This is a genomic window from Natrinema sp. CGMCC1.2065 (genome assembly GCF_051225675.1).
In the GTDB taxonomy this organism is placed as follows: Archaea; Halobacteriota; Halobacteria; order Halobacteriales; family Natrialbaceae; genus Natrinema; species Natrinema thermotolerans.
The window spans coordinates 287,091-309,902 of sequence record NZ_JBPJSJ010000002.1 but is presented as its reverse complement, the minus strand read 5'-3'; the positions used below and the strand labels follow the sequence as shown (position 1 = coordinate 309,902).

Sequence of the window (22,812 nt, the reverse complement as noted above, 5' to 3'; positions counted from 1 at the left end):
AAGCACCACAAACACGGGGATTTTTATCGTCTCGGTGCCCTACGAACACCCATGACTGATGGGCGGGGCGAGACTCCCCGGCGAACAGGAATGACCGAAAAGTGCGGCGTCGTCGGCGTCTCACTCGACGGTCGGGACGCGGCACGACCGTTGTACTACGCGCTGTACGCGCTCCAGCACCGCGGTCAGGAGTCCGCCGGTATCGTCACCCACGACGGGTTCCAGCAGCACAGCCACGTCGAAATGGGGCTCGTGGGTGACGCCTTCGGCGAGGGCGATCTCGACGAACTGACCGGCGCTGCGGGGATCGGCCACGTCCGGTATCCGACGGCCGGCTCGGTCGACTCCTCGTGTGCCCAACCGTTCTCCGTCTCGTTCAAGAGCGGCTCGCTCGGCCTCTCACACAACGGCAACCTCGTCAACGCCGACGAGATCCGCGACGAACTCGCCGCTGCGGGCCACGCCTTCACCAGCGACGGCGACACCGAGGTCATCGCCCACGACCTCGCGCGCAACCTCCTCGAGGAGGACCTCGTCCGCGCGGTCAAGCACACGATGGGCCGGATCCACGGCTCGTACTCGCTGACGATCACCCACGACGATACCGTGCTGGGCGTGCGCGACCCACAGGGCAATCGCCCGCTCTGTATCGGGGAACTCGAGGACGGTTACATCCTCGCCTCGGAGTCGGCAGCGATCGACACGCTCGATGGAGAACTCGTCCGCGACGTGCGACCGGGCGAGCTGGTCGTCCTGCAGGAGGACGGACAGGGCTTTGACTCCTACCAGCTCGTCGAGAACGAGAACACCGCCCACTGTTTCTTCGAACACGTTTACTTCGCCCGTCCCGACAGCGTCATCGACGACACGCTGGTCTACGAGGCTCGCCGGAACCTCGGGCGCAAGCTCTGGGAGGAAAGCGGCGTCGAGACCGACGTCGTGATGCCGGTCCCCGACTCCGGACGCGCCTTCGCCTCGGGCTACGCGGACGCGGCAGGCGAGACGACCGCCGACGGCGAGGCCCGCGACGCCGACGACGACGGCGTCGAGTTCGCCGAGGGACTCATGAAGAACCGCTACGTCGGGCGTACGTTCATCATGCCGACCCAAGACGAGCGCGAGCGCGCGGTGCGGCTCAAGCTCAACCCGATCAAGTCGACGATCGAGGGCAAGACCGTCACGGTCATCGACGACTCGATCGTCCGCGGGACGACCTCGACCCAGCTCGTCCAACTCCTCAAGGACTGCGGGGCCGAGGCGGTCCACGTCCGGATCGGCGCGCCCGCGATCGTCGCCCCCTGTTACATGGGGATCGACATGGCCACCCGCGAGGAACTCATCGCCGCGGACAAGTCCGTCGGCGAGATCCGCGACGAGATCGCCGCCGACAGTCTCGCCTACCTCTCGACCGACGCCGTCGCCGACGTCCTCGGGAAAGAGCGCATCGACCTCTGTCTGGGTTGTGTGACCGGCGAGTACCCCTACGACATCGAGGGCGAGGAGACCGACCGCGACGTCAGCCGGCCCGACGTCGGCGGCCAGCAGCTGCCCGCGGACGACTAACGAAATTTTGCGCTGCGCTCTGAGCGGACGGTTGCGCCATCAGCGCAACCGTCCGCTCGTCACTCGGCAGAATCTTCAAAAGAGCGCACAGCGCTCTTTTGGACAGCGAGGGACCTCCGGTCCCTCGAGCAGGCGGTGCGAAGCGCCGCCGACCTCGCGGGATCGAAGATCCCGCTCAGTTTCGATCAAAAGCACTCCTCCTTCCCCTCCGCTCGCTTCGCTCGCTCCGGGTCAATCGTCGGCCCGCTCGTGCCGACGGCACTCGCGGTCGTAATCGGTGTCCTCCTGCTCCCTGTCCGTGGAATGCGTTCGGGCACTCCGTCGAGAGCGTTCCGATCTCGACAACCTACGCGATCGGGAGCCAGTTCACCCCGAACAGCAGGACGACGCCCTACGGGATGTCGACAGTGTTCGGCCGCCGCCGGAACGCCCAAGCCGGTCACCGGTCGACTCGAGGGATGCCGCTATTGTGGTTTGAGACGACGCTGTCGCTGTCGGACGAGGAAACGACCGCTCTCGCCGATCGGGTGACGGAGCTGGACACCGACGAGATGGTGACGACGGCGGGTCACGTCGCGGTCTCGATCCGCGAGCGCGGGCGGGCCGAGACTTCCACGACCTCCACCTCGAACGCGTCGTCGACGGCCCGCTGCTCTTTCTGAGGGCAGCGACTAACGGTCGTGAAAGGCGGCCGGCCGGGTACCGATTCGTCGGGGGCTGACGCCTACCGCAGACAGGCCGCGACGACCTCGAGCATCCCCTCGCCCCGGACCTCGTCGGCGAATAGCGGCACGCGTCGAACGTCGGTGCCGCGGAACAGTTCCTGCGCCTCCGCGAGGGCGCTCTGCTGGACGTCCCAGCGGCGCTGACAAAATTCGCAGTCGTCCAGATTCGGCTGGAGGAACTCTCCGTGGACGTCGTCGGTGACGTTCGACAGGGGCTCCATCACGCGGTTGACGACGACGGTACCGACCGGAATCCCGAACTCCTCGAGTTGGGCCCGCAGGCGCTTGGACTCGACAACGCTCATCTCCTCGGGGACCATGACGATCCGGAAGTCCGTCCGCGCGGGGTCGCGCAGGGCCGCCCGGAGGCGCTCGATGCGTTCGCGAAGCACCTCCAGGTCCTCGAGGTCGTCGCCGTCGTCGGGCGCGTCGCCGCCGAACATCCCCTTGACGCCCTCGAGCATCCCGCCGAGGCGCTGGCGGAGTTTCATGATGCGGCCCATCATCGTGTCCATGATCTCGGGGAGTTGCAGGAGCCGGAGGGTGTGACCGGTCGGTGCCGTATCGACCACCACGCGCTCGAACCGCGGGTCGTCCATGTACTCGAGCAGGAGTTGCATGGCGGCGGCCTCGTCGGCACCGGGCATCGCGCCGCCGAACAGGGCATCCATCGGCGACTCGCCGCCGAGCATGTCGCCGAGGCCACCGAGCGGCCCGCTCGCGTCCCCCTCGCCGCCGGGGAAGGGCGAGCCGCCCGCCTCGCCGCCAGCGAAGGGGTCCGTCTCGTCCGCACCCTCGCCCGCGCTGAAGGGCGTCTCTCCCTCCTCGAGGGCGGTTTCGGGGTCGATCTCGGCCGCGTACAGCGGGATATCGTCCCGGATTCGGCCGGGTTCTGCCGGGATGTCGGTCTCGAAGGTGTCGGACAGCGAGTGGGCCGGGTCGGTCGAGACGACCAGCGTCGACGTCCCGCCGCGGGCGCTGTCCAGCGCCGTCGCGGCCGCCATGGTCGTCTTCCCGACGCCGCCTTTCCCGCCGTAGAGGACGTAGTCGGGGCCGTCGATCGGCTCGTCGGACGGCTCGACGTCGACGGTCTCGCGCTCCTCGTCGCCGACGGAGTCGGTCGGCGTTACCTCGATGGTGTGGTCGCCGTCGTCGCTTTTCCCCCGCTCCTCCTCGTCGACCGGTTCGACGTCGATGCCGCTCATACGCCGCCGTTCCCGGTCCCGACAGGAGTATTCGTCGGTCTCGCGCGAACGGTCGCGCCGCCCTCGAGTCAGTCCTTCGGCGTCACGTCGAACGTCGGGACGACGCCGCGGACGGCGTCGGCGAGCGCCAGACAGATCGGGACGGCCCACAGCGTCGCGTACAGCGCCTGCGTGATCGGGTTCGAGACCAGCGAGTACCTGACCCGCTCCCACCGGCCGTCGAAGGCGACCGCCTCCCAGGCCGCGCGGTAGGACCGCCAGCTGTAGTAGCACCAGACGACGCCGTTGAACGCGACGAGCGGGAGCAGCGACGCGGGGACGACGCCGGCCGAGCCGGTGAGGGTCAGCCAGAGGACGGCGAGTCCCACCGGTAGACCGAGGACGTTCGTCACCGCCAGAAGCTGGGTCAACACGGTGCCCGCCCAGAACCGGCCGCGCTCGAGCCCGGACCAGCCCGGCGTCAGCAGGTGCCGATACGGGCCGCGGACCCAGCGGCGTTTCTGCCGGATCCAGGCCTCGAGGTCGGCCGGACAGAGGTCCTGTACGTAGCGGTCGATGATGCCGAGCGTACAGCCCCGTTCGTGGGCCGCGACGCCCAGCGCCATGTCCTCGGTCACTGCGTCGAGCTGCCACCGATCGAGGTCGTAGAGGACGCCGGCCGGGACGAAGTAGGCCTTCCCCAGCAGCTGGTAGGGGCCGTCCGTCGAGTTGGCGTATATCAGGTCCGACCACGCCGCGATCCCCATCGACTCGAGCAGCGGGAGGAGGCCGTCGTCGACGTTTCGCGCGGTCTGTTTCGCCTGCACGATATCGTACTCGGTGAGGCCGGCGGCGGCGAGTTCGAACGTGTCGAGGGGCACCTGCGTGTCCGAGTCGAAGACCGTCACGACGTCGTCGGCCGAAAACGACAGCGTCGTGAAGGCGTAGGTCAGGGCAGCGGCCTTCGTCCGTGGGACGCCGGTCCCGCTGAACGTCCAGTCGCCGGGCGCGCGGTCGGCCGCGAGCGACGCCCGGTCGACGGCGACGAACTCGACGGCGAGGTCGTCCTCGCGGGCGGCGATGGACTCGCGGACCGCCGACACGGTCGGATCGTCGGGCTCGTGGATCACGTATACGGAGACGGCCGCGGTCGGATACCGCTGGGCGGCGATGTTGTCGAGCGTCTCCGCGAGGACGGCCGGCGACTCGCGGTAGATCGGGACGAGAACGCGGAGCCGACGGACCGCCGACTGCGGGAGCCGACAGCCCGAACTGGCTGCGGTCGGCGGTCCGCTCGAGGGGCGCTCCTCGTCCGTCGACGGGGCGTCGACCCCCGCGTTCCGTCCGCCATCGGGCCGTGCCAGCGGCCGCTCACGGTCGCGTTCGGCCGCCTCGGCGACGACCCGCTCTACGGTGGCGTCGTCGATCAGGGCGTCGGAGCGGCGAACGAGCAGCGTCACCAGCGCACAGTTGCCGACGAAGTAGGCCACCTGAGTCAGGACGAACACGGCGACGACGGCCTCGAGAAGCATTACGTGGTCGGTTGGCTGCCCGACGTATTGGTATTTCGGCCGGACTATCGTCGCCGCCGAACGGTCGGCACGGTCAGTCGAAGTACGCTGCCAACCGCCGGGCTGCCTCCTCGACGCGCGGGGTCACGAGGGCAAAGCGCAGCCACTCGGAACGGGAGTCCCCGAACGCCTCGCCGGGCATCCCCGCGACGCCGGCCTCGTCGATCAGGCGCTCGACGTTTGCGAGCGTCCCGGGGTAGCCGTCGAAGCGTGCCATCACGTAAAACGAGCCCTGTGGCGTCGTATACTCGGCACCGGCGGCCTCGAGCGCGTCGGTGAAGGTGTCGACACGCTCGCGCAGCAGTTCGCGATTGCGCTCGTAGTAGTCGGGCCCCGTCTCGCGAAAGGCCTTCAGGGCCGCGTACTGGCCAGGGCGGGTCGTGGCGACGTTGACCAGCATATGGCGGCTCTTGGCGTCCTCGACCAGTTCCGGTGGGAAGATCACGTAGCCGACCCGCAGACCGGTGACGGCCATCGATTTCGAGACGGCGTTGGTGACGATCCGGTGAGTCGATTCCGTCTCGAGCGCGCTCGCGAACTGGCCGGAGAGGTCGTAGTGGTCGTAGACCTCGTCGCTGATCAGGATCGCGTCGTTCTCCTCGGCGATATCGACGAGGGCCGCCATCGTCGACTCGGGATAGACCGCGCCGGTCGGATTGTTCGGCGTGTTGACCACGATAGCGGCGGTGTCCTCGCTCGCGGCCGCGCGGACGGCCGCGGGATCGAGCTGCCCGTCGTCGTCGGTCGCGACGTACCGCTGGGTGCCCCCGAGCATCGTCGTCTTGCCCGGATAGTAGGAGTAGACGGGATCGGTCAGCAGGATCTCGTCCCCGGCGTCGCGCTCGAGGGCCCGCGCCATCGCGAGGTAGTTGGCCTCGCCCGCGCCGTTCGTGACGACGATCTGGTCGGCGTCGACGCCGCGCCTGGCGGCGATCTCCGCGCGCAGTTCGGGTAAGCCCTCGCTGGCCGGGTACTGGAACCGGTCGGGCTCGAAGTCGGCGTACTCTCGCAGGCCGTCCCGGAGCGCCTCGGGGGGCTCCCAGTCGGGGTTGCCGCTGACCATGTCGACCACGTCGCGGTCCGCCGCGTCCGCGTACTCCATCACGTGGAAGAAAAGCGGCGTTTCGTAGTCCATGCGGCCCACTGGGGCGACGGCCACCGTTTGTCTTTCCGTTTCCGGCGGTACTCGCGAGGTGACGACCCGGACCCTCGCTTTGACAACGACCGCGTCCGTCGACTCGCACATGAACGACGACATCGACCGCGAGCTGCCGATGGCCGTCGGCGACGAGCTTCGCGACCGCGAGGAGCTGCTCGCAGTCGCCGAGTCCTGTACCGGCGGGCTGATCGGAGCCGCGATCACGGCCGTGCCGGGCGCGAGCGACTACTTCGATTCGGGGTTGACGACCTACGCCTACGACGCCAAGCGCCGCCATCTCGGCGTCAGTCGCGAGGCGCTCGACGACCACGGCGCGGTCTCGGAACCCGTCGCCCGCGAGATGGCACAGGGGATCCGGGACGTGACCGATGTCTCCTGGGGCGTCGCGACGACCGGCGTCGCCGGTCCCACCGGCGGGACCGAGGCGAACCCGGTCGGCACCGTCTACATCGGCGTCGCCCACGCCGCCCCGTGGGACAGCGGTGACTCCTACACCACCGTCTCCCGGTACGTCTTCGACGGCGACCGGGCCGACGTCCGTGCGAAGACCGTCGATCAAGCCCTCGAGGACCTGCTTACCGAACTCGAGGCGCGTTGATCGGCCCGCGAGTCGCCTCCGACGGGCCCGCGCCGACGCGGGATCGGTTCGCAAACCTGACAGTCTCGAGAGAAAGCTATTCCCGAGTCGGCTCCCCAGAGTCGGGTGAATGAACAAGAAGGGACACGTGTTGAACGCCGTGCTGTTGAGCATCGGGTTGGGGTATCTGCTCGAGCCTTCCGGGAGTCTGGAGACGTTCAGGACCATCGTGATGATCGGCGTGCCGGTGACGCTGGGGGCGCTCTTTCCGGACGTCGACACCGCCTTCGGCAAACACCGGAAGACGCTGCACAACCTGCCGATCCTGCTTGGCTTTCTGGCCTTTCCGTACGTCTTCGGGAACCTCGAGTACGTCTGGGTCGGCGTCCTCACCCATTACGTCCTCGACGTGGCGGGGAGCAAGCGCGGGATCGCGCTGTTCTACCCGCTCTGGAAGAAGGAGTTCGGACTGCCGATCGGGGTCGCGGTCAGCAGCAAGCGCGCCGACCTCATGATGGTGGTCGTCACCGTCGCCGAACTCGCGCTGGTCGCCCTGGTCGTCTTCCGGGTGCCACAGTGGGGGTTCGAGCTGGGCCGACAGGGACTCGGGCTGTAGCGGTCTCGCCCCGTCCCGCCGTCACGGCCCGCCGCTGACGAGGTGGAGCCCGACGATCCCGACGACGATCAGGCCGATGAACCCGATTCTGGCGAGCGTCGCCGGCTCGTCGAACAACACGATGCCGAGCGACGCGGTCCCGACGGCTCCGATGCCCGTCCAGACCGCGTAGGCCGTCCCGACCGGGAGTTCTTCGACGGCCCGCGCGAGGAGGACCACGCTGACGAGCATCGCGAGCCCGGTCGCGAGCGTCGGCACCGGCCGCGAGAGGCCATCGGAGTACGCGAGTCCGATCGCCCACGCGATCTCGAAGCAGCCGGCGACGAACAGGAGGGGCCACGACATGCCATCGGAGGTATCGATCGGCGGCGAGTATAGCTTCCGTTCTCGGACGGCGCGCGGGGCCGGACGAGCCTACCGGTTCGGCGTCCACTCCTCGCAGGCGTCCATGTCGTCCATGGCCGTCTCGTGGCGGGCACAGTAGGGGACCATTCCCTCCGAGGAGCGAACGTACTCGAAGTGTTCGCAGTTCCCGCAGTAGCGGTCCGTCGGCTCGGTCGGGCCCGTGGACTCGGATTCGACGATCTCGGCGTCGCCCCCTTCGAGCGGCGAGGAGATGTCCGAGGCCGCCGAGCCGCCGTCGCTGGTCGCAGCGCCGACGGTTCGCCCGGTACCGCCGGTCGATCGCGACGCGGTCGCCGATCGGGTCGTAGTCCGGCCGTCGGCCGGGGCCTCCTCGTAGGACAGCGACGTGCCGTCCGCGTCGGCGTCCGCGTTGGTCTGTGTCTCGACGTCACCGTCGGGGGTCCCGCCGAGGAAGCCGATCCCGCCCAGGCCGCCGTCATCGTTGCTCTCCTCGACTTCGACGACGGTCTTGTTGTGCCGGGTGACGTTCATCTCGAGGTTCCCGCCGGGATCGTTGCGCCGTTTGAACGTAGCGACGGCGGCGAACAGACACCAGATCGCGGGGAGGAGTCCGAGCAGGTAGACCACCGAGACCTCGAAGGTCAGTTGCTGGCCGTAGTTCCGCCAGTGGTGGGGGTAGGCGTACCAGAAGAGCGCGACCCCGAGCAGGCAGAGGCTCACGCTGATCGCGGCCGCGGCCTGCACGCGACGGCTGGCCGGCAAGACGATGAAGACGCCGACGAGGGCCGTCGGGACGGCGAGGCCGGCCAATACCCCCGCGGCGCGGACGGTCGCGTACTGGGGCGCCATCCCGCTCGAGAGAGCGGTTGCGTATCCGCCGACGAGGTCGGTCGTGGCCGCAAGGACGGCCACGACGGCCAGGATCGCACCGAGGATCACGAGCGTCGTGCCGGCGTACAGCCGGCGACTCGTCACCCCCGATGCGGTCCCGTCGTAGACCTCCGTCAGGCTAGTCATACGAGCCCGTTCGATGTCCTACCACAAAACGATACGTCAGACACCTTTCGGATCATAGAGGGATCGAGGGTCGTCGACGGATCGGCGGGTATTGTACGGAGTGGGTATCCAGCCGGGTCGCCAGGTGGCCATCCCGATCGCACCGCGTTCTGTCGACCTCCCATTACGGCCGTGTACCCGCTCCCGTGACCCGTGGAAGCGAAAGCTTGAATCACTGCGCTCGCAAACGACTGGCCATGAGCGACGACGACGAGGACGCGGAGCCAGCCGTCGAACTCGGATCACACACGCCCGTCGAGGGCGCACCGCTTGCCCGCGTGAGTTCGCGGCTGACCTGGCCCAAGGAAAAGAGCGAGGTCGAGCGCATGGAGGGCGAGTCGGTCGTTCGGACGCCGGACGGCCCCCGTGAGCTATCGACGATCCTCGAGTCGGTCGACGAAACGTACTTCCAGCGCAAACGGGAGTTCGAGGGCCACGTCCGGGACGTGATCGGGACCGGCCCGATTCCGACCGCCGACGAGTAACACCGTGGGATCCGAGTCTGATCGACGCGCTGTGCGCTGGCTTCGCCAGCGGTTGAGCCTCACCTGGGTACAGAAGTCGTTACTGCTCGGAGCGCTCCTGACGGCCCTGTGGATGCGGTTCGTCCCCGACGGGCTGGACGATCGACTCCTCGTGGACGGCGTCCTCCTGATCGGCGGGCCGCTCGCACTGGGGCTGTCCCACGGACGACACGTCGGGTGGCGGGTCGACCGGACAGCGGTCAGGAACGCGGCCCTGCTCGGACTGTTCGTGTTGCCGTTCTATCTCGTCGGCTCGACGTTGCCGACGATCCGCGCGTACTACCCGATCTGGGAGACGTCGGCCGCGCCGGCCGCGTTCGTCCCCCACGCGATCAAGCTGTTCGTCCTCGCACTGGCCGCCGAGACCTACTATCGGGGGCTGTTGTGTGTCGGGGTCAGGGAACTGGGTTTCGGTGCGGTGTTCATCAGCCCCGTCGTCTACATGCTTCACCACACGTCGAAGCCGCCGATCGAGTTCCTGCTGTCGGGGCCGACCGACGTCCTGTTCGGTGCCGTCGACTACACCTCAGACTCGATTCTCCCCTCCGTGGTCGCCCACGGCGGCGGGCTCGTCTTACTGGACTGGTTGGTGATTCACGAGCCGCTGTTCGATCCGACCCCGGTCCTGAACGTCCTCGAGGCACTCCCGCTCCCGATCTAACGATCCTTTCGCCGCGGCTAACAGTATAGAACACCAACACTTATGGCCGCCAGCCGTGAGGATTGCGTATGGACGCCCGGACGACGTTTTTCGCCCTCCTCGTCTCCATCCTCGCCGGCGTCGCCGCCCTGTTGGTCCGCCCGCTGCTCGAGTACGTCCTCGGTGCCTGCCTGCTCGCGGTCGTCCTCCGACCCGCGTACGAACGGCTGGCACCGCGGCTCGGCGAGCGTCTCGCCGCGCTCGCACTGACCGCCTTCGTGATCGTCGCCGGCCTCGTGCCGCTCGCGCTCGTCTCGCTCGTCGTCGTTCGAACGACTGCCTCGACGCTCGAGAACGTCTCGATCGAGGGGGTCACCGCGTACGGGAGCGAGATGGCACGTACCGAACTCGGTATCGAAGCGGAGTCGGTGGCAGTCGTCGAATCGGCACTGCAGGCACGGGTTCAGGAGATGGTGTCCAACGTCGTAGACGTCACGCTCGAACAGTCGGTCTGGCTCCTCTCGACGGCCGTCGACGTCGCGATCGGAACGGTCGCGTTCGTGTTTTTGCTGTACTATCTGCTCGTCGACGGGCCCGCATTGCTCGCCTGGCTGCGCCGGACGGTCCCGCTCGAGTCGGCCGTCCTCGACGAGTTGTTCGCTGAGGTCCACACGGTCACGTGGGCAGTGCTTCGCAGTCACGTTCTCGTGGCGGTGGTGCAGGGAACGCTCGGCGGGATCGGGCTGGCTCTGCTCGGCGTGCCCTCCGCCACCGTCTTGGCGGTGGTCCTGTTGTTCGCGTCGTTCCTGCCGACGGTCGGTGTCTGGCTCGTCTGGGGACCGGTGACGATCGCCCACGCGACCGCGGACGGGCCGGCAAGCGGGGCCGTCCTGCTCGGCTATGGGCTCGTCGTGCTGGCCGTCGCCGACTACTACCTCCGATCGATCCTCGTCGATCGCCGGTCCGGACTCCATCCGGCACTGGCCTTGCTCGGCGTCATCGGCGGGGTTTCGCTGTTTGGCATCGTCGGCCTGTTCGCCGGCCCGGTGATCCTTGGCGCGTTCGGTGCCGCATTGCGGGTCGCGAACCGCCGTCTCGAGCCGGTCTCGACCGAGTCCGGAACCGAGATCGAACGGGAGTCCCCGATCGTCGAGACGGAGCGATAAACGCGCTCAGTCGGCGTAGTGGGGCTGCTCGCGCCGACTGGTCGTCGGCACGCCCAGACCGGAAAACGCCATCACGAACAGCACGAGCGGCGACAACAGCCCGAACAGGTAAAACGGCGCGTACTCGAGGGTGGGGACGCCGGTCGCGGAGGCCATGAAGACGCCGCCGGCGTGCCAGGGGAGCAAGGCACCGGTCGGCGTCCCGGCGGCCTCGACGGCCCGCGAGAGTTCCTCGCTGTCGAGGTCGAACTCCTCGTAGAGGTTCCGCAGCGTCAGCCCCGGCAGGACGATGCTCATGTACTGTTGTGCGGTCAGGACGTTGACGAGGATCGCCGACGCGCCGGTGCCGGCGATCAGGCTTCCGGAGCTGCGGACGCCCTGCGAGAGGCGATGAGCCAGCACCGCGAGGACGCCGGTCCGCTCGAGGAGGCCGCCGAGCGAGAGCGCGGCGACGACGACGGTGATCGTCCAGGCCGAGCCGGTGAGCCCGCCGGTCGCGAGGAGGTCGTTCACGAGATCGGTGCCGGTTTCGGGAGCGGTTCCGCTCATGAAGACTTCCCAGGCGGCGACGAAGCCGGTGCCCTGAACTGCGATCGAGGTGATGACGCCGGCGAAGACGCCGGCGACGAGCGTCGGGAGCGCGGGGAAGCCATAGAGCGCGAGCCCGAAGGTGACCACGAGCGGCAGGAAGACGAGGACCGAGAGGTCGTACGCGCCCGCGATCGCGGTCTGGATCTCGACGACGCGGTCGGTCGGGATCTCGCCGGCGGCCTGGAGTCCGAGAACGGCGAACCCGGCCACGGAGAGGCCAAAGGCGACGGCCGTTCCCGTTCGCATGCGACGGATGTGGTCGTACAGCGGCGTGTTCGTCACGCCGGCCGCGAGGTTGGTCGTATCGGAGAGCGGGGACTGCTTGTCGCCGGCGTAGGCGCCCGAGATGACCGCGCCGACGGTCATCGGTGCGGGGACGCCCAGCCCCGCGCCGATTCCCACGAACGCGACCCCGAGCGTCCCGACCGTGGTCCACGAGGAGCCGATCGAGAACGCCACGACGGCCGCCAATATCGCCGCGACAGGCAGGAAGACCGATGGCGTGAGCAGTTCGAGGCCGTAGTACATCATCGCCGGGATCGTTCCCGCCTCGACCCAGGTGGCGATCAGCGCGTAGATGGTAAAGATGATCAAAAGCGCCTGGATCCCCATCAGGAGGCCGTTTGCGACGCCGTCGGAGAGTTCGGGCCAGTCGTAGCCGAGATAGATGCCGAACGCGCCGACGAAGACGATACTCCACAGCAGCGGGACGTGCGGATCGAGCCCGAGGACGGCCGATCCGACCCCGAGGAAGGCGACGACTGCGAAGACCGGAACGAGCGCGAGCGCGAACGACGGCCGCCGTTCGGGCGCGATGTCGTCGATCGTCGTCGGTGTGAAGTCGAATGTCATCGGCCGAGTTATGCATTTGGGGCATAAAAACTGAACGATTCATTACTACAGAGCATGCACAATGCTACCAGCGACCACATTCAGCAGCTGCTATAAGTCACGTTCACAGTTATTTTCGGGACGGCAGATCGAACGATGGGATCGCGTGCGCTCGCTCACATCGATACGAGAACCGCCTCGTGACGATCGCCGGTCGAGAACCGCGCTGTTCGGCGCTCAGGTTCGACTCGAGAAGGCGCTCAGGTTCGCCTGCAGTCCGGCCGCGAGTTCGGACTTGCGGCGCAGTCGGGCGAGCGACACCGGCAACTGCGTCGCGACCTCCGAGACCGCGTCGTGGAAGGTTTCGGCCTCGCCGTACTGGCCCTCGAAGGCGTTGCGGACGCTCTCGCGGACCTGCCAGACGCCGACGGGAGCCCAGTAGTCGTCGCTTACCTCCCGCAGGACGAGACACTTCGCCTGCCGGCCGATTGACTCGAGGTACTCCAACACGCCCAGCCGGGCCGCGTAGTAGGCACCGGCGGTCTCCTCGACGTAGCTCGAGCGGCCCTCGTACCCCTCCGAGGCGCTGGCCATCCAGAGGTCGTCTTCGGGGTTTGGGTTCCAGATGCTGCCCGGCGCTTTCATCTCGACGAGTTCGAACTCCCAGTTGCCCGGCGCGAGGACGATCCAGTAGCGGTTACCGACGTATTCGTTGGCCCAGACCTGCACCTCGTCGATGCTGGGCGCGTTGCGGATGCGCCCGCGGAGGAACTTCCCGACGGTGTCGTCGACGGCCGTGATCGACCACCGCGTCGGGACGAGTCGGCGCTGTTTCGTCTGCCCGAGCGCGCCCGCCGAGAGGATCGAGTTGATCTCGTAGACGTCGAACCCCCGGCGATAGAGGTAGGTCATCGCGCCCTCGGCCTGCCAGTCGTCGTCCTCTAAGGTCTTCTTGACCGGCCGCGGAACGTGGGGGTTCTCGGTGAGGTCCGCGTTCCGGGCGTTGGCTCGGGGACCGCGCGGCGTCGCCACGTCCGTTCCCGCGTCCAGTCCGAGGTCGGGCGTGTCGTCCAGTCCGATCTCGAGGTCGACCGGACGATCGGCGATGGCGACCTCGCGCTGGACGCCGACGAAGCCGTCCCACGTGTCGTGGACCGAGGGGGTCAGCCGGCTCGCGATCGACGGCGAGTCGACGTTGGCCCGCTTGTTGGAGTTCAGGAGGCCGGTCCGGCGCTGGAGGACGTCATCGATCGCGTACCCCTGTCGGTACCAGTCGCCGTCGGTGACGTACTCCTCGGCGTCGCCCTCGTTGCCGACCGGCGAGAGCAGCCCAACGGGGATATCGGGGTAGTTCGACCGCCCGACGAAGATCGAGGGCGCGGTCGACCCGACGAGCGTGTCGCCACTCAGCGCGTCGTCGAACTGCCGTTCGAACTCCTCCAAGTGGTCCGTGATCGCGTAGGATTTCTCCTTCGCGAGGCGGCGACGCTCGGCCTCCTCGTCGGGCTCTAACTCCTCGATGTAGTCGTCGAGGCGCATTCAGTCGACGTAGGGCCGGCACCGGTTTGAATGTTCGTCGTTCGGGCCGGCGGTCGGCACGCTTTCGATGACGTGTCCGAACAGAATGTCAGAGGCAGAGGTTCGGTCGGGCGTCGAGTAACCGAACCTCATCCCAACCATCACACGGGGACATAAAATAGCCGCCAGTGCGTTTTCAGAGTCGGAAAACGCCGCGGCTGTGTTCGGACGCCGTTCCGAACCGGTTTGTGAGTCATGGTACTTCTTGCCAGTCAGCGAGGAACGTGGAAAGACAACCGTTAAAAACGGCGGGCGGGAAAGGATGGATATGAGTACGACCGACGACCGAGAGACGCGTTCCTGCGTCTCCTGTGGGCTCAACATCGCGGGCACGAACGCCGCCGCGTTCAAATGCCCCGACTGCGGCGAGCAGATCTACCGCTGTGCCAAGTGTCGCAAGCAGAGCAACCTCTACGAGTGCCCCGACTGCGGGTTCATGGGTCCGTAACAATGGGTAAGGTAGCCGCCAAAATCAAGGTCATGCCGGACAGCCCCGAAATCGACCTCGACGCGCTCCAGGAGCGCCTCGAGAGCGCCCTCCCCGAGGGTGCGAAGATCAACGGCGTCGAACGCGACGACGTCGCGTTCGGGCTCGTCGCGCTCTACCCCACCGTGATCGTCCCTGACGGTTCGGGCGGCACGGAGACCGTCGAGGAGAACTTCGGCGACGTCGACGGCGTCGAGAGCGTCGAAGTCGAGAACGTCGGCCGGATATAACCGGTCACTGGCCGATTTTCGGCTGTTTTTGTCAGTCGCGAGCCACGGCACTGTCGATTTCTCCGTCCGAGACGGGGGCCGGCAACGCTCGAGCCGACGCCGGCGAAAACGGCGTGAAAACGGATGACAGCGGAGCGGCAGTGCCGGGTTCGACCGCCCTTACTGCTCCTGCTCGCGGTTCGCACCGAGATCGGCCTCCGAGACGATCTCCGCGCCGATCGGCGAGAGGTCGACGGTCACGTCCTCGGTGACGGCCTTGCTGATCTCGTCTAGGTTCCCCGCGAGGACGGTCAACACGTCGTCGGGGTTCGCATAGAGCAGCATGTTCCCGTCCTGGCCCTCCGCGACGAGTTGCGTGTCGTTCAATACGACCTGATCGTTCTGGATCGTCGCCGAAACGACCGGCAGCGCCGCTGGTTTGCCCGGTTCGTCGTCTTTGACCCTGCGGATGTGGACTTCGTCGAGGTCGATGACCTCCTTGTGTTTCTTGATCTGTTCGGCGCAGTTTACCATATCGTTGAGCAGGGCCGTCCGCTTCTCGTTGCCGTGATCGCCGTCGAGACAGTGCTGGCAGACGCGGAGTTCGAGTCGCATTGGGCGTCCCTACGCGACCGACACCGATGAGAATTCCGCTTCGGTCCCTCGAGCCCCGTGTAACGACCCGATTCGGGTCCGACGCGGTCGCCTTACGCTCGCAACTCCTCGTGGATCTCCCGAATCCGCTCGGTCCCCCGATCCACGTAACCGCCGTGAAAGCACACCACGTGGTCGATCTCGCGATCGGCCAGCCGCCCGACCGATTCGGTCGCCTGCTCCATCTCCGGCGTGAAGTGGGGTTTTGGCCCGGATAGCGGCTCGTCACCGTCCGCGACGAGCGCGTCGCCGGCGATCAGCAAGTTCCCCTCGGGGAGGTACAGCGAGACGTGGCCGGGGGCGTGGCCCGGTGTCGCCACGACCTCCATCGGCCCGGCCAGCGTCGGGAACCGAACGCCATCTGCTAGTTCGATGTCGACATCGGCCGGCGGATACCGGTCGCCGTCGCCCTTGATCGGTTCGCGCTCGCCGCACACGTACGGCGCTTCCGCCCGATGGGTCGCGACGACCGCATCGACGTCTTCGAGCAAGGCCGCGAGGCCGCCGGCGTGATCGCCGTCGTGGTGCGTAACCAGAATCAGCCAGACGTCCGTCAGTTCGTAGCCGAGCGACCGCAGGTGCGTTCGAATCCCCTCGCGGGCCCCCTCCGGGCCGGCGTCGATCAGGATCGGACCGCGCTCGGTCTCGACGAGCGTCGGCGTGATGGTTATCTCCCGACCGCCGTACTCCACAGTCAGCGGCAGCACGTGGATGCCCGCGTCGCGTTCCTCCGTGGTCATACTCGGGTCGTCGACGGCGACCACGAAAGATCGTTCGCCTCCGACCGCCACGGCGTCCGTCACTCAAAAAGATACTAAACTACACTAGTTTGCAATAAAATACTTTAGCTCGGGAGACAAAACTATCGGTAATGGAACTCGAATCGAGAAGTTCTCCCCTCGAGGTCGAATCGGACCCGTTCTCGAACGCACCACAGCGGACCCTTTCGGAGACGGTACAGCCGCTGGCCGACGCCTACGACGAGCGGATCGGCGACCGTGACCGGTCGACGTGGTTGTGGTTCGACGCGGTCGAACCGGCGTTCCGACTGTCCTGTGTCGACGACGGGGCCGGACAGCGCGTCCACGATGCGAAGGTCCTCGCGACGATGTTCATCACGGTCATCGACGACGTCGCCGAACGCCACGGCGACCGCGCGACCCTCGAGGAACTCCGCCTCGTGCCGTTCGACGCCCGGGCTGCCGATCCGACGCGCGCGGATGTCGACGGCGACTACGTCCGGTTCCAGCGGGAGCTCTGGGACGCGCTCTGCAAGCAGTTTCGGGCGGGTCCGCGCGCCGCCGAGTTCGAGGCCCTGTTTCGGTTCGACGTTCGACAGGCGCTCCAGTCGGTCGACTACTCGGCGCTGCTGGCCCGCCAGCCCGGCCTCGCCAGCGAGCGCGAACTTCTGACCTACGACGTCTACAACATGATGCTCTTTCCGTTCGCCGATATCGACATCGCGAACGCGAGCGCGTTCGATCCGCGCGACCTCTCGACGCTCCGGACCGTCGTCGCTCACGGCCAGCGAATGGCACGGATCGGTAACTGGCTCGCTACCTGGGAGCGGGAACTCGCCGAGGGGGATTACAGTTCCGGCGTCACCGTCCGGGCTCTCGAGTCCGGACTCGTCTCACCCGCGGAGCTTCGGGCGCTCCGGAACGAGCCGACCGATGCGGCCGTCGCGCCCGTGATCGAGCGGATCCGCGAGTCCGGTATCGAGACCGCCTTCGTCGAACAGTGGGACCGCGAGTTCGAGACCGCGCTCGACGCCTGCGGCGACGCCGAGTCGTTCGACGCGCGCGCCTACCTCGAGGGGTTCGAACCGATCTTCCGCTCGCAACTCGCCCGGCGGGCCCGGTCCGGGGAGTAGATACTCAAGCGAGTGCGGCGTCGATCGCGCCCTCGAGGTCGGCGATCAGGTCGTCGACGTGTTCGATTCCCACGGAGACGCGGATCAGGCTGTCCGAGAGGCCGGCCGCGAGCCGTTCCTCCCGCGGAATGGCGGCGTGGGTCATCGGCGCTGGCTGTTCGATCAGGCTCTCGACGCCGCCGAGACTCTCCGCGAGCGTGAAGATCTCGGTGTTCGAGACGACCTCGCTCGCTTGCTCGAGACTCGCGTCGAGTTCGAAGCTCAGCATGCCGCCGAAGTCGTCCATCTGCTCGGCGGCGATCTCGTGGCCGGGGTGGGACTCGAGGCCGGGGTAGTAGACCCGCTCGACGTCGGGGTGGTCGGCGAGCCACTCGGCGATCGCGCGGGCGTTCTCGCAGTGCCGATCCATCCGGACGGGCAGGGTCTTGGTGCCCCGGAGGACGAGGAAGGACTCGAAGGGGCCAGGCGTCGCGCCGACGGAGTTCTGGTAGAAGCCGAGTCGCTCGTCGAGTGTCTCGTCGTTGGTCAGGAGGGCGCCGCCGACGACGTCGGAGTGGCCGCCGAGGTACTTCGTCAGGGAGTGGGAGACGATGTCGGCACCGAGATCGAGGGGCCGCTGGAGGTACGGCGTCGCGAACGTGTTGTCGATCGCACACAGCGCGTCGTGATCGTGGGCGATCTCGGCCGCCCCCTCGATGTCGACGATCGACATGAGCGGGTTCGTCGGCGTCTCGAGCCAGAGCAGTGCCGTCTCCTCTCGGAACGCCGCCTCGATCTCGTCGAGGTCGGTCATATCGACGAAGGAAAACTCGAGGTCGTAGTCCTCGTAGACCTGCGTGAAGATGCGGTGGGTCCCGCCGTAGACGTCGTTGCCGGTGACGACGTGATCGCCGGCCTCGAGCAGGTTCAGGACGGTGTTGATCGCGGCCATCCCGCTGGCGAAGGCCCGGCCGTACTCGGCGTTCTCGAGGCTCGCGAGGTTTTCCTCGAGATCGGTACGCGTGGGGTTCCCGGTACGGGAGTACTCGTAGCCGCGGTGGTCCCCCGGGGCGTCCTGCTTGTACGTGGAGTTCGCGTGAATCGGCGACATCAGTGCGCCCGTCTCGGGATCGGGCTCCTGACCGGCGTGGATGGATCTAGTCTCGATCCGACTGTCGTGGTCGTCGTCCATACTCCTACGAGTGCCCCGCGGTCGGATCACTGTTATGGACGCCGTTGCTCGCAGTCGGTTGCAGAAGCGAGGTCGCTTGTCCGCTCGCGGCTGCTCGAGGCGGTGACGCCCCACAGAACCAACGCTACCGGCTTACTGGTTTTGCTCCTGTTCGCGTCGTCCCACGAACGTCTGGTATTTGAGATCGTCGTCACGCAGTTCCTCGAGGATACGCTCGACGAGGATCTCGTCGGGATCGTGCAGCCCCGAGACGCGCTCGGACAGTTCCTCGAAGCTCTCGAAGGGCTTTCGCTTTCGCTCGTCCAAGATGCCGTTGCGGAGTTTCTTCCCGATCCCCGGCAGTAGGTTCAGCTGGTGGAGCCGCAGCGTGATCGGCTGGGCGTCGTTGTAGAAGTCGACGAACCGCTGTTCGTTCTCCTCGACCAGATCCTGGACGACGTACTCGAGTTCCGACTGCGCGCCCGAGGAGAGGTCCTCGTACTCGACGCGGTGACACTCGGTGACGATGTCGCGCTCGGCGGCCGGTTCGACGACGACCTCGCTGCCGATCGTGAGTCGTTCGTCCTCGTCGAAGGCGACCTGATAGAGCTGAAAGTCCTCGATTCCGACGGCGTACCCTGCCGGAGACTTGGCGTACTGCGGTCGGCCGTCGTCCGACAGCCCGTGTGCGAGGTAGTCCAACACGACCGCCCGACGAACGTCCATCTCATCGCGATCAGCTTCGCTCATTGGTTTACGGTACGGCGAGGTCGTACTTAAAGAGTCGGCCCACTTTCACGACGTTGCTCGGGGGAACGGAAGGCGCGTGACGTCGCGGTCGGGGTCGCGGTGCGACGCCGTCGCGGTCAGTCGATGACGCCGAACCAGAGGACGATCCCGACGACGACGGCCAGCGTCCCCAGGGCCAAACTCGTCAGTTCGACGCTCGCCAGCAACGCGAGGTTCGAGCCGATCGCGAGCAGCGGCACCCAGGGCACGCCCGGGACTCGGAACCGCCGCTCCCGGTCGGGTTCCTTCCGGCGGGACCGAATCAACGCGACGTTGACGAACACCAGCCCGCCCAAGAGCATGACGTCCGCGAAGTGAGCCAGCGACTCGAGGCCGAGCAGGGGGTCGTGGGCACCGCCGCCCCCGACCGGAGACGCGCCGAAGACGACGCCGAACAGCAGGAAGAAAACGAGGATGAGACAGCCGGTCAGCACCACCGCGACCGTCGGGACGCCGGACTGTGGGTTGATCCGCTGGACCCGCTCCGGAAGGTGATCGCGTCTGGCCATCGCCAACTTCACTCGAGAGCCGGCCAGCACGGTCGCGTTGGCGGCCGAGATCATCGACAGCAACGCGCCGACGATGAAGACGTAGAAGCCGGCGTCGCCGAGGTAATACTGGGCCGCCCGCGCCATCGCGACCTCGCCGCGTTCGGCGACGAACCCCGTGGCAGCGCCGGACGACGACAGCCCGGCTCGCTCGGCGAGAAACGAGAGGAAGCTGCCGTCGTTGATCGCAAGCACCACCACGACGATTACCAGGACATAGAGGACGGTGACGACGGCGATGCTCAGGAAAATCGCCCGGGGAACGGTCCGCTCGGGCGCTTCGATCTCGCCCTCGCTCGTGGCGATCGCTTCGAACCCGAAGAACGTGATGAACACGAGCGCCGAGGTCAGAGCGATGTCGTCGAACTGCGTGGCGTTCGCCGTAAGCGACGACGCAACGACGTCCGCGTCGAACGCGCTGAGACCGCCGACCAGGAACAGCCCGATAAGCGCGATCTTCAGCCCGGTCACGACGATCTGGAATCGACCCGTCTCCTCGGCACCGGCGAGGTTGACTCCAACGAGAACCGCGAGGACGACGACCCCCGGGATCCAGTACGGGAGCGCCTCGGGGAGCGCGATCTCGGGCCGTACGAATCGGGCGAACCAGTTGGCGAAACTCGCGAGGTAGAAGGCCGCGCTCGCGGGGTAGCCCAGAATCAGTAGCCAGCCGACCACGTACGACCAGTCGGAATCGAACACCTCGGCCACGTAGGCGTAGCCGCCGCCGTCGACCGTGTAGATGGTCGCGAACTCGGCGTAGGTCAGCGCGGTGAACGACGCCACGATCGCCGCCAGCCCGAACGAGACGATCGCCGCCGCGCCGACGTTTGCGACGGCGAGTCCCGAGAGGACGAAGATACCGCCGGCGATCATCGTTCCCGTTCCGATCGCCGTGGCTCCGAGAAGGCCGATGTCCCGTTCGAGCGAGTCGGTTTCGTGTGTCCCCATCGGTTCGGTCTCCGCCTCAGCGCTGTCCATGACCGACACCACCTACCCGGATTCCTCGTCCCCCTTCCACGGAAAGGCGACGGGAAATACCAGTCGACGGTAGTTACACGAGGATTGAAAACGACGCGGAAACGCGGCCTCGAGCGCTGACGCTAGTCGCGATCGTCGAACGCCGGTCGTCGCTGGCGGGACCGCTCCGAACGGAAACGGCGAACTGCGTTCAGGCGTACTGCGCGACGACGTTGAGAATCTCGTCGAGTTCGTCCCCCGACAGCGAGTAGCGCTGCTTTGCGTATACCGACCGGAGTTCGTCCCGGTCGCGCGGCAGGAGGTTGGCGATCTTGTACGCGGTCGGCTCGTCGACCTTCTCCAAGTCCTGCAGGTCATCGACCAGGGCCTGAGCCTCGTCGGGCTCCAGGACCGCGAACCGGTTTGCGTGTTCGATCGCTCGCGCGAGTTCGTACCGCAGCTCGCGGTCCTCGTCCATCGCGCGTTCGGCTTCGATGTCGGCGAGCAGCTCCTTCGTCTCCGAGACCGTCAGGAACTCCTCGTCGACGATCTCTTTGAAGATCGTCATCCTGCTTAGATCCGGCTCTTTTCCTGGTTCTGTGCGCGCATGTGGGCCGCGGCGACGAGCAGGGTCTTGTCCTTGCCGCCGTCATTGATCGCGACCTTGAAGACGCTACCCTGTTTGCCGACGACTTCGCCGGTGCGACCGTCGAATCGTGGGTGGAAGCGACCGTCGGCGACGCTTGGGTCGATCTTCAGGTGGACTTTCTCACCCTCCTCGTACTCCTGAATCGCGCGCTGTGGCGGCGACGTGCCGCGGTCTCGAGGATCGTTCGCGAGCTTTTTCCGGGTTCCCTGACGGGGGCCATTAGATTTCGGCATAGTCGTACGCCCGCTTTGTCCGGTGACGGTTATAAAACACACGTATTCCACCCACCGGTTTTCTCGAGCCGCGGTCGACGGCGCTGTCCGCGAACCCCGCCCGTTCACGGGCCGACGGCCCGTTGCACGTCAAGTGGGACCGTTTTCCGCACTGTCAACGGACGGCCGAGACGGTGCGTTTACACCCGGCCCGACCGAAGCGCCGGCAATGAGAGATCCAGACGGGCTGATCGCCCGAGCGGGCGTGCGGGGCGATCCGGACCGCGATCAACACTTCCTCGTCGACGATCGGGTGCTGGACCGGCTGCCGACCTACCTGGAAGCGATCGATGCGGACACGAGTCAGTTACTCGAGATCGGCGGCGGGACGGGGGCGCTGACCGATCGACTGCTCGCGGCCGGCGACGAGGTGACCGTCGTCGAGCGCGACCGCGACCTCGCCGAATTCCTGCGCGAGGAGTTCGCCGACGAGATCGCGGCCGGCGAACTGACCGTGATCGAGGGCGACGCCCTCGCGGTCGACCTCCCCGACTTTACCGCGTCGGTCTCGAACCTCCCCTACGGCGTCTCGAGCGAGATCGCGTTTCGGCTCTTTCCGGAAAAAAAGCCCCTCGTGTTGATGTTCCAGCAGGAGTTCGCCGAGCGGATGGTCGCCGAGCCCGGAACGTCAGAGTACGGCCGGCTCTCGGTCTCGAGCCAGCACTATGCCGATGTCGAACTCGTCGAGTCGATCCCCAAAGAGGCGTTCGACCCACAGCCCGCCGTCCAGAGCGCGGTGGTCCGGGCGGTCCCACGCGAGCCCGATTACACGGTCGCGGACGAGGACTTTTTCCTGCGGTTCGTCAAGGCCGTGTTCACCCAGCGCCGGAAGACGGTCCGCAATGCGATCCGGAACACGGCCCACATCTCCGGACTCGGCGAGCCGGACGCGGTCGTCGAGGCGGCCGACGAGGAGCTGCTCCGCAAACGGCCCGACGCGATGGCACCGGCGGAGTTCGCCGCACTGGCCGGGCTCGCGTGGGACGTCGGCGAACCGGAGACGTAGTCTGCGAGATCGAGACGTAACGTCGGACGAGGCGGCTCGAGTCGGCCGTTCGGTGGGCCTACAGCGGC

24 protein-coding genes and 1 pseudogene are annotated in these 22,812 nt (G+C 67.0%); 11 read left to right on the top strand and 14 right to left on the bottom strand.

The genetic code is table 11. From position 1 onward, the window contains the following. The first annotated feature begins 90 nt into the window (after nucleotides 1-90). Both purF and ACSBP4_RS04870 read left to right on the top strand, forming a co-directional pair. A complete protein-coding gene (purF, locus tag ACSBP4_RS04875; RefSeq protein ID WP_435551536.1) occupies nucleotides 91-1,563 on the top strand; it encodes an amidophosphoribosyltransferase in 1,473 nt (490 codons plus the stop codon). 458 nt (nucleotides 1,564-2,021) lie between these two features. Continuing rightward, nucleotides 2,022-2,230: pseudogene (locus tag ACSBP4_RS04870) on the top strand (tautomerase); the annotation flags it as partial. 57 nt (nucleotides 2,231-2,287) lie between these two features. Here ACSBP4_RS04870 and ACSBP4_RS04865 read toward each other — a convergent pair. The 3 genes from ACSBP4_RS04865 to ACSBP4_RS04855 form a co-directional block, all read right to left on the bottom strand. Further along, nucleotides 2,288-3,493, bottom strand: coding sequence for an ArsA family ATPase (locus tag ACSBP4_RS04865; protein WP_435551517.1), 1,206 nt, complete (start codon nucleotides 3,491-3,493; stop codon nucleotides 2,288-2,290). A 68-nt stretch (nucleotides 3,494-3,561) separates the two neighbouring features. Continuing rightward, the gene (locus ACSBP4_RS04860) at nucleotides 3,562-5,004 is read right to left on the bottom strand and encodes a glycosyltransferase (protein WP_435551516.1); all 1,443 of its coding nucleotides are present in this window, start codon (nucleotides 5,002-5,004) and stop codon (nucleotides 3,562-3,564) included. A 73-nt stretch (nucleotides 5,005-5,077) separates the two neighbouring features. Beyond that, the gene (locus ACSBP4_RS04855; RefSeq protein WP_435551515.1) at nucleotides 5,078-6,178 is read right to left on the bottom strand and encodes a pyridoxal phosphate-dependent aminotransferase; all 1,101 of its coding nucleotides are present in this window, start codon (nucleotides 6,176-6,178) and stop codon (nucleotides 5,078-5,080) included. Between the two features lie 109 nt (nucleotides 6,179-6,287). On the opposite strand from ACSBP4_RS04855, the gene ACSBP4_RS04850 reads away from it, so the two are divergent. Together ACSBP4_RS04850 and ACSBP4_RS04845 are read left to right on the top strand one after the other, a co-directional pair. Then, complete coding sequence (locus ACSBP4_RS04850; RefSeq protein WP_435551514.1) at nucleotides 6,288-6,800, top strand: CinA family protein; 513 nt, start codon at nucleotides 6,288-6,290, stop codon at nucleotides 6,798-6,800. 109 nt (nucleotides 6,801-6,909) lie between these two features. After that, nucleotides 6,910-7,395 carry a metal-dependent hydrolase gene (locus ACSBP4_RS04845; RefSeq protein ID WP_066296674.1) on the top strand — a complete coding sequence of 162 codons (486 nt, stop codon included), beginning with the start codon at nucleotides 6,910-6,912 and terminating at the stop codon, nucleotides 7,393-7,395. A gap of 21 nt (nucleotides 7,396-7,416) precedes the next feature. Here the strand turns inward: ACSBP4_RS04845 and ACSBP4_RS04840 are convergent, their stop codons facing one another. Beyond that, nucleotides 7,417-7,740 carry a DMT family transporter gene (locus ACSBP4_RS04840; RefSeq protein ID WP_435551513.1) on the bottom strand — a complete coding sequence of 108 codons (324 nt, stop codon included), beginning with the start codon at nucleotides 7,738-7,740 and terminating at the stop codon, nucleotides 7,417-7,419. Nucleotides 7,741-7,809: 69 nt separating this feature from the next. Next, on the bottom strand, nucleotides 7,810-8,778 hold the full coding sequence (locus ACSBP4_RS04835) for a DUF7139 domain-containing protein (protein ID WP_435551512.1): 969 nt from the start codon (nucleotides 8,776-8,778) through the stop codon (nucleotides 7,810-7,812). A gap of 236 nt (nucleotides 8,779-9,014) precedes the next feature. Between ACSBP4_RS04835 and ACSBP4_RS04830 the strand changes: the two genes are divergently transcribed. The 3 genes from ACSBP4_RS04830 (at nucleotide 9,015) to ACSBP4_RS04820 (ending at nucleotide 11,147) form a co-directional block, all read left to right on the top strand. Beyond that, on the top strand, nucleotides 9,015-9,302 hold the full coding sequence (locus ACSBP4_RS04830) for a DUF5789 family protein (protein ID WP_006650451.1): 288 nt from the start codon (nucleotides 9,015-9,017) through the stop codon (nucleotides 9,300-9,302). 4 nt (nucleotides 9,303-9,306) lie between these two features. Beyond that, on the top strand, nucleotides 9,307-10,002 hold the full coding sequence (locus ACSBP4_RS04825; RefSeq protein ID WP_435551511.1) for a CPBP family glutamic-type intramembrane protease: 696 nt from the start codon (nucleotides 9,307-9,309) through the stop codon (nucleotides 10,000-10,002). A 68-nt stretch (nucleotides 10,003-10,070) separates the two neighbouring features. Continuing rightward, complete coding sequence (locus ACSBP4_RS04820) at nucleotides 10,071-11,147, top strand: AI-2E family transporter (protein ID WP_049966424.1); 1,077 nt, start codon at nucleotides 10,071-10,073, stop codon at nucleotides 11,145-11,147. A 6-nt stretch (nucleotides 11,148-11,153) separates the two neighbouring features. On the opposite strand, the gene nhaC is transcribed toward ACSBP4_RS04820, so the two are convergent. Continuing rightward, the gene (gene nhaC / locus ACSBP4_RS04815) at nucleotides 11,154-12,590 is read right to left on the bottom strand and encodes a Na+/H+ antiporter NhaC (protein WP_049966425.1); all 1,437 of its coding nucleotides are present in this window, start codon (nucleotides 12,588-12,590) and stop codon (nucleotides 11,154-11,156) included. A 216-nt stretch (nucleotides 12,591-12,806) separates the two neighbouring features. Beyond that, a complete protein-coding gene (nreA, locus tag ACSBP4_RS04810) occupies nucleotides 12,807-14,108 on the bottom strand; it encodes a DNA repair protein NreA (protein ID WP_049966426.1) in 1,302 nt (433 codons plus the stop codon). Between the two features lie 307 nt (nucleotides 14,109-14,415). Here nreA and ACSBP4_RS04805 point away from each other — a divergent pair, with 307 nt between their 5' ends. Together ACSBP4_RS04805 and ACSBP4_RS04800 are read left to right on the top strand one after the other, a co-directional pair. Then, nucleotides 14,416-14,595 (top strand): HVO_2753 family zinc finger protein, encoded by a 180-nt coding sequence (locus tag ACSBP4_RS04805; RefSeq protein ID WP_006179492.1) that lies wholly within the window; start codon nucleotides 14,416-14,418, stop codon nucleotides 14,593-14,595. Between the two features lie 2 nt (nucleotides 14,596-14,597). Next, a complete protein-coding gene (locus tag ACSBP4_RS04800; protein ID WP_006179491.1) occupies nucleotides 14,598-14,864 on the top strand; it encodes an elongation factor 1-beta in 267 nt (88 codons plus the stop codon). Between the two features lie 159 nt (nucleotides 14,865-15,023). On the opposite strand, the gene ACSBP4_RS04795 is transcribed toward ACSBP4_RS04800, so the two are convergent. After that, entirely contained in the window at nucleotides 15,024-15,458 is a 435-nt protein-coding gene (locus ACSBP4_RS04795) for a hypothetical protein (RefSeq protein WP_006650455.1), read from the bottom strand. A gap of 92 nt (nucleotides 15,459-15,550) precedes the next feature. Then, nucleotides 15,551-16,237 (bottom strand): MBL fold metallo-hydrolase, encoded by a 687-nt coding sequence (locus ACSBP4_RS04790; protein ID WP_435551510.1) that lies wholly within the window; start codon nucleotides 16,235-16,237, stop codon nucleotides 15,551-15,553. 131 nt (nucleotides 16,238-16,368) lie between these two features. Here ACSBP4_RS04790 and ACSBP4_RS04785 point away from each other — a divergent pair, with 131 nt between their 5' ends. Then, nucleotides 16,369-17,370 carry a hypothetical protein gene (locus ACSBP4_RS04785; RefSeq protein WP_435551509.1) on the top strand — a complete coding sequence of 334 codons (1,002 nt, stop codon included), beginning with the start codon at nucleotides 16,369-16,371 and terminating at the stop codon, nucleotides 17,368-17,370. Nucleotides 17,371-17,374: 4 nt separating this feature from the next. On the opposite strand, the gene ACSBP4_RS04780 is transcribed toward ACSBP4_RS04785, so the two are convergent. The 5 genes from ACSBP4_RS04780 to ACSBP4_RS04760 form a co-directional block, all read right to left on the bottom strand. After that, entirely contained in the window at nucleotides 17,375-18,541 is a 1,167-nt protein-coding gene (locus tag ACSBP4_RS04780) for a cystathionine gamma-synthase (RefSeq protein ID WP_049966428.1), read from the bottom strand. A 132-nt stretch (nucleotides 18,542-18,673) separates the two neighbouring features. Next, the gene (locus ACSBP4_RS04775) at nucleotides 18,674-19,270 is read right to left on the bottom strand and encodes a DUF655 domain-containing protein (RefSeq protein WP_006179486.1); all 597 of its coding nucleotides are present in this window, start codon (nucleotides 19,268-19,270) and stop codon (nucleotides 18,674-18,676) included. A gap of 116 nt (nucleotides 19,271-19,386) precedes the next feature. Further along, entirely contained in the window at nucleotides 19,387-20,838 is a 1,452-nt protein-coding gene (locus ACSBP4_RS04770; protein ID WP_211249116.1) for an APC family permease, read from the bottom strand. Nucleotides 20,839-21,028: 190 nt separating this feature from the next. After that, a complete protein-coding gene (locus ACSBP4_RS04765) occupies nucleotides 21,029-21,385 on the bottom strand; it encodes an RNA polymerase Rpb4 family protein (protein ID WP_006179484.1) in 357 nt (118 codons plus the stop codon). Nucleotides 21,386-21,390: 5 nt separating this feature from the next. After that, nucleotides 21,391-21,699: a 50S ribosomal protein L21e gene (locus tag ACSBP4_RS04760; protein ID WP_006179483.1), complete on the bottom strand. Its 309-nt coding sequence runs from the start codon at nucleotides 21,697-21,699 to the stop codon at nucleotides 21,391-21,393. A 208-nt stretch (nucleotides 21,700-21,907) separates the two neighbouring features. On the opposite strand from ACSBP4_RS04760, the gene ACSBP4_RS04755 reads away from it, so the two are divergent. Beyond that, nucleotides 21,908-22,744 carry a 16S ribosomal RNA methyltransferase A gene (locus tag ACSBP4_RS04755; protein ID WP_049966430.1) on the top strand — a complete coding sequence of 279 codons (837 nt, stop codon included), beginning with the start codon at nucleotides 21,908-21,910 and terminating at the stop codon, nucleotides 22,742-22,744. Nucleotides 22,745-22,812: the final 68 nt, after the last annotated feature.

What these genes read in the sequence shown, in the direction of transcription:
- purF (WP_435551536.1), top strand. Translation starts at nt 91, where the DNA reads ATGACCGAAAAGTGCGGCGTCGTCGGCGTCTCACTCGACGGTCGGGAC.
- ACSBP4_RS04865 (WP_435551517.1), bottom strand. Translation starts at nt 3,493, where the DNA reads ATGAGCGGCATCGACGTCGAACCGGTCGACGAGGAGGAGCGGGGGAAA.
- ACSBP4_RS04860 (WP_435551516.1), bottom strand. Translation starts at nt 5,004, where the DNA reads ATGCTTCTCGAGGCCGTCGTCGCCGTGTTCGTCCTGACTCAGGTGGCC.
- ACSBP4_RS04855 (WP_435551515.1), bottom strand. Translation starts at nt 6,178, where the DNA reads ATGGACTACGAAACGCCGCTTTTCTTCCACGTGATGGAGTACGCGGAC.
- ACSBP4_RS04850 (WP_435551514.1), top strand. Translation starts at nt 6,288, where the DNA reads ATGAACGACGACATCGACCGCGAGCTGCCGATGGCCGTCGGCGACGAG.
- ACSBP4_RS04845 (WP_066296674.1), top strand. Translation starts at nt 6,910, where the DNA reads ATGAACAAGAAGGGACACGTGTTGAACGCCGTGCTGTTGAGCATCGGG.
- ACSBP4_RS04840 (WP_435551513.1), bottom strand. Translation starts at nt 7,740, where the DNA reads ATGTCGTGGCCCCTCCTGTTCGTCGCCGGCTGCTTCGAGATCGCGTGG.
- ACSBP4_RS04835 (WP_435551512.1), bottom strand. Translation starts at nt 8,778, where the DNA reads ATGACTAGCCTGACGGAGGTCTACGACGGGACCGCATCGGGGGTGACG.
- ACSBP4_RS04830 (WP_006650451.1), top strand. Translation starts at nt 9,015, where the DNA reads ATGAGCGACGACGACGAGGACGCGGAGCCAGCCGTCGAACTCGGATCA.
- ACSBP4_RS04820 (WP_049966424.1), top strand. Translation starts at nt 10,071, where the DNA reads ATGGACGCCCGGACGACGTTTTTCGCCCTCCTCGTCTCCATCCTCGCC.
- nhaC (WP_049966425.1), bottom strand. Translation starts at nt 12,590, where the DNA reads ATGACATTCGACTTCACACCGACGACGATCGACGACATCGCGCCCGAA.
- nreA (WP_049966426.1), bottom strand. Translation starts at nt 14,108, where the DNA reads ATGCGCCTCGACGACTACATCGAGGAGTTAGAGCCCGACGAGGAGGCC.
- ACSBP4_RS04805 (WP_006179492.1), top strand. Translation starts at nt 14,416, where the DNA reads ATGAGTACGACCGACGACCGAGAGACGCGTTCCTGCGTCTCCTGTGGG.
- ACSBP4_RS04800 (WP_006179491.1), top strand. Translation starts at nt 14,598, where the DNA reads ATGGGTAAGGTAGCCGCCAAAATCAAGGTCATGCCGGACAGCCCCGAA.
- ACSBP4_RS04795 (WP_006650455.1), bottom strand. Translation starts at nt 15,458, where the DNA reads ATGCGACTCGAACTCCGCGTCTGCCAGCACTGTCTCGACGGCGATCAC.
- ACSBP4_RS04790 (WP_435551510.1), bottom strand. Translation starts at nt 16,237, where the DNA reads ATGACCACGGAGGAACGCGACGCGGGCATCCACGTGCTGCCGCTGACT.
- ACSBP4_RS04785 (WP_435551509.1), top strand. Translation starts at nt 16,369, where the DNA reads ATGGAACTCGAATCGAGAAGTTCTCCCCTCGAGGTCGAATCGGACCCG.
- ACSBP4_RS04780 (WP_049966428.1), bottom strand. Translation starts at nt 18,541, where the DNA reads ATGGACGACGACCACGACAGTCGGATCGAGACTAGATCCATCCACGCC.
- ACSBP4_RS04775 (WP_006179486.1), bottom strand. Translation starts at nt 19,270, where the DNA reads ATGAGCGAAGCTGATCGCGATGAGATGGACGTTCGTCGGGCGGTCGTG.
- ACSBP4_RS04770 (WP_211249116.1), bottom strand. Translation starts at nt 20,838, where the DNA reads ATGGACAGCGCTGAGGCGGAGACCGAACCGATGGGGACACACGAAACC.
- ACSBP4_RS04765 (WP_006179484.1), bottom strand. Translation starts at nt 21,385, where the DNA reads ATGACGATCTTCAAAGAGATCGTCGACGAGGAGTTCCTGACGGTCTCG.
- ACSBP4_RS04760 (WP_006179483.1), bottom strand. Translation starts at nt 21,699, where the DNA reads ATGCCGAAATCTAATGGCCCCCGTCAGGGAACCCGGAAAAAGCTCGCG.
- ACSBP4_RS04755 (WP_049966430.1), top strand. Translation starts at nt 21,908, where the DNA reads ATGAGAGATCCAGACGGGCTGATCGCCCGAGCGGGCGTGCGGGGCGAT.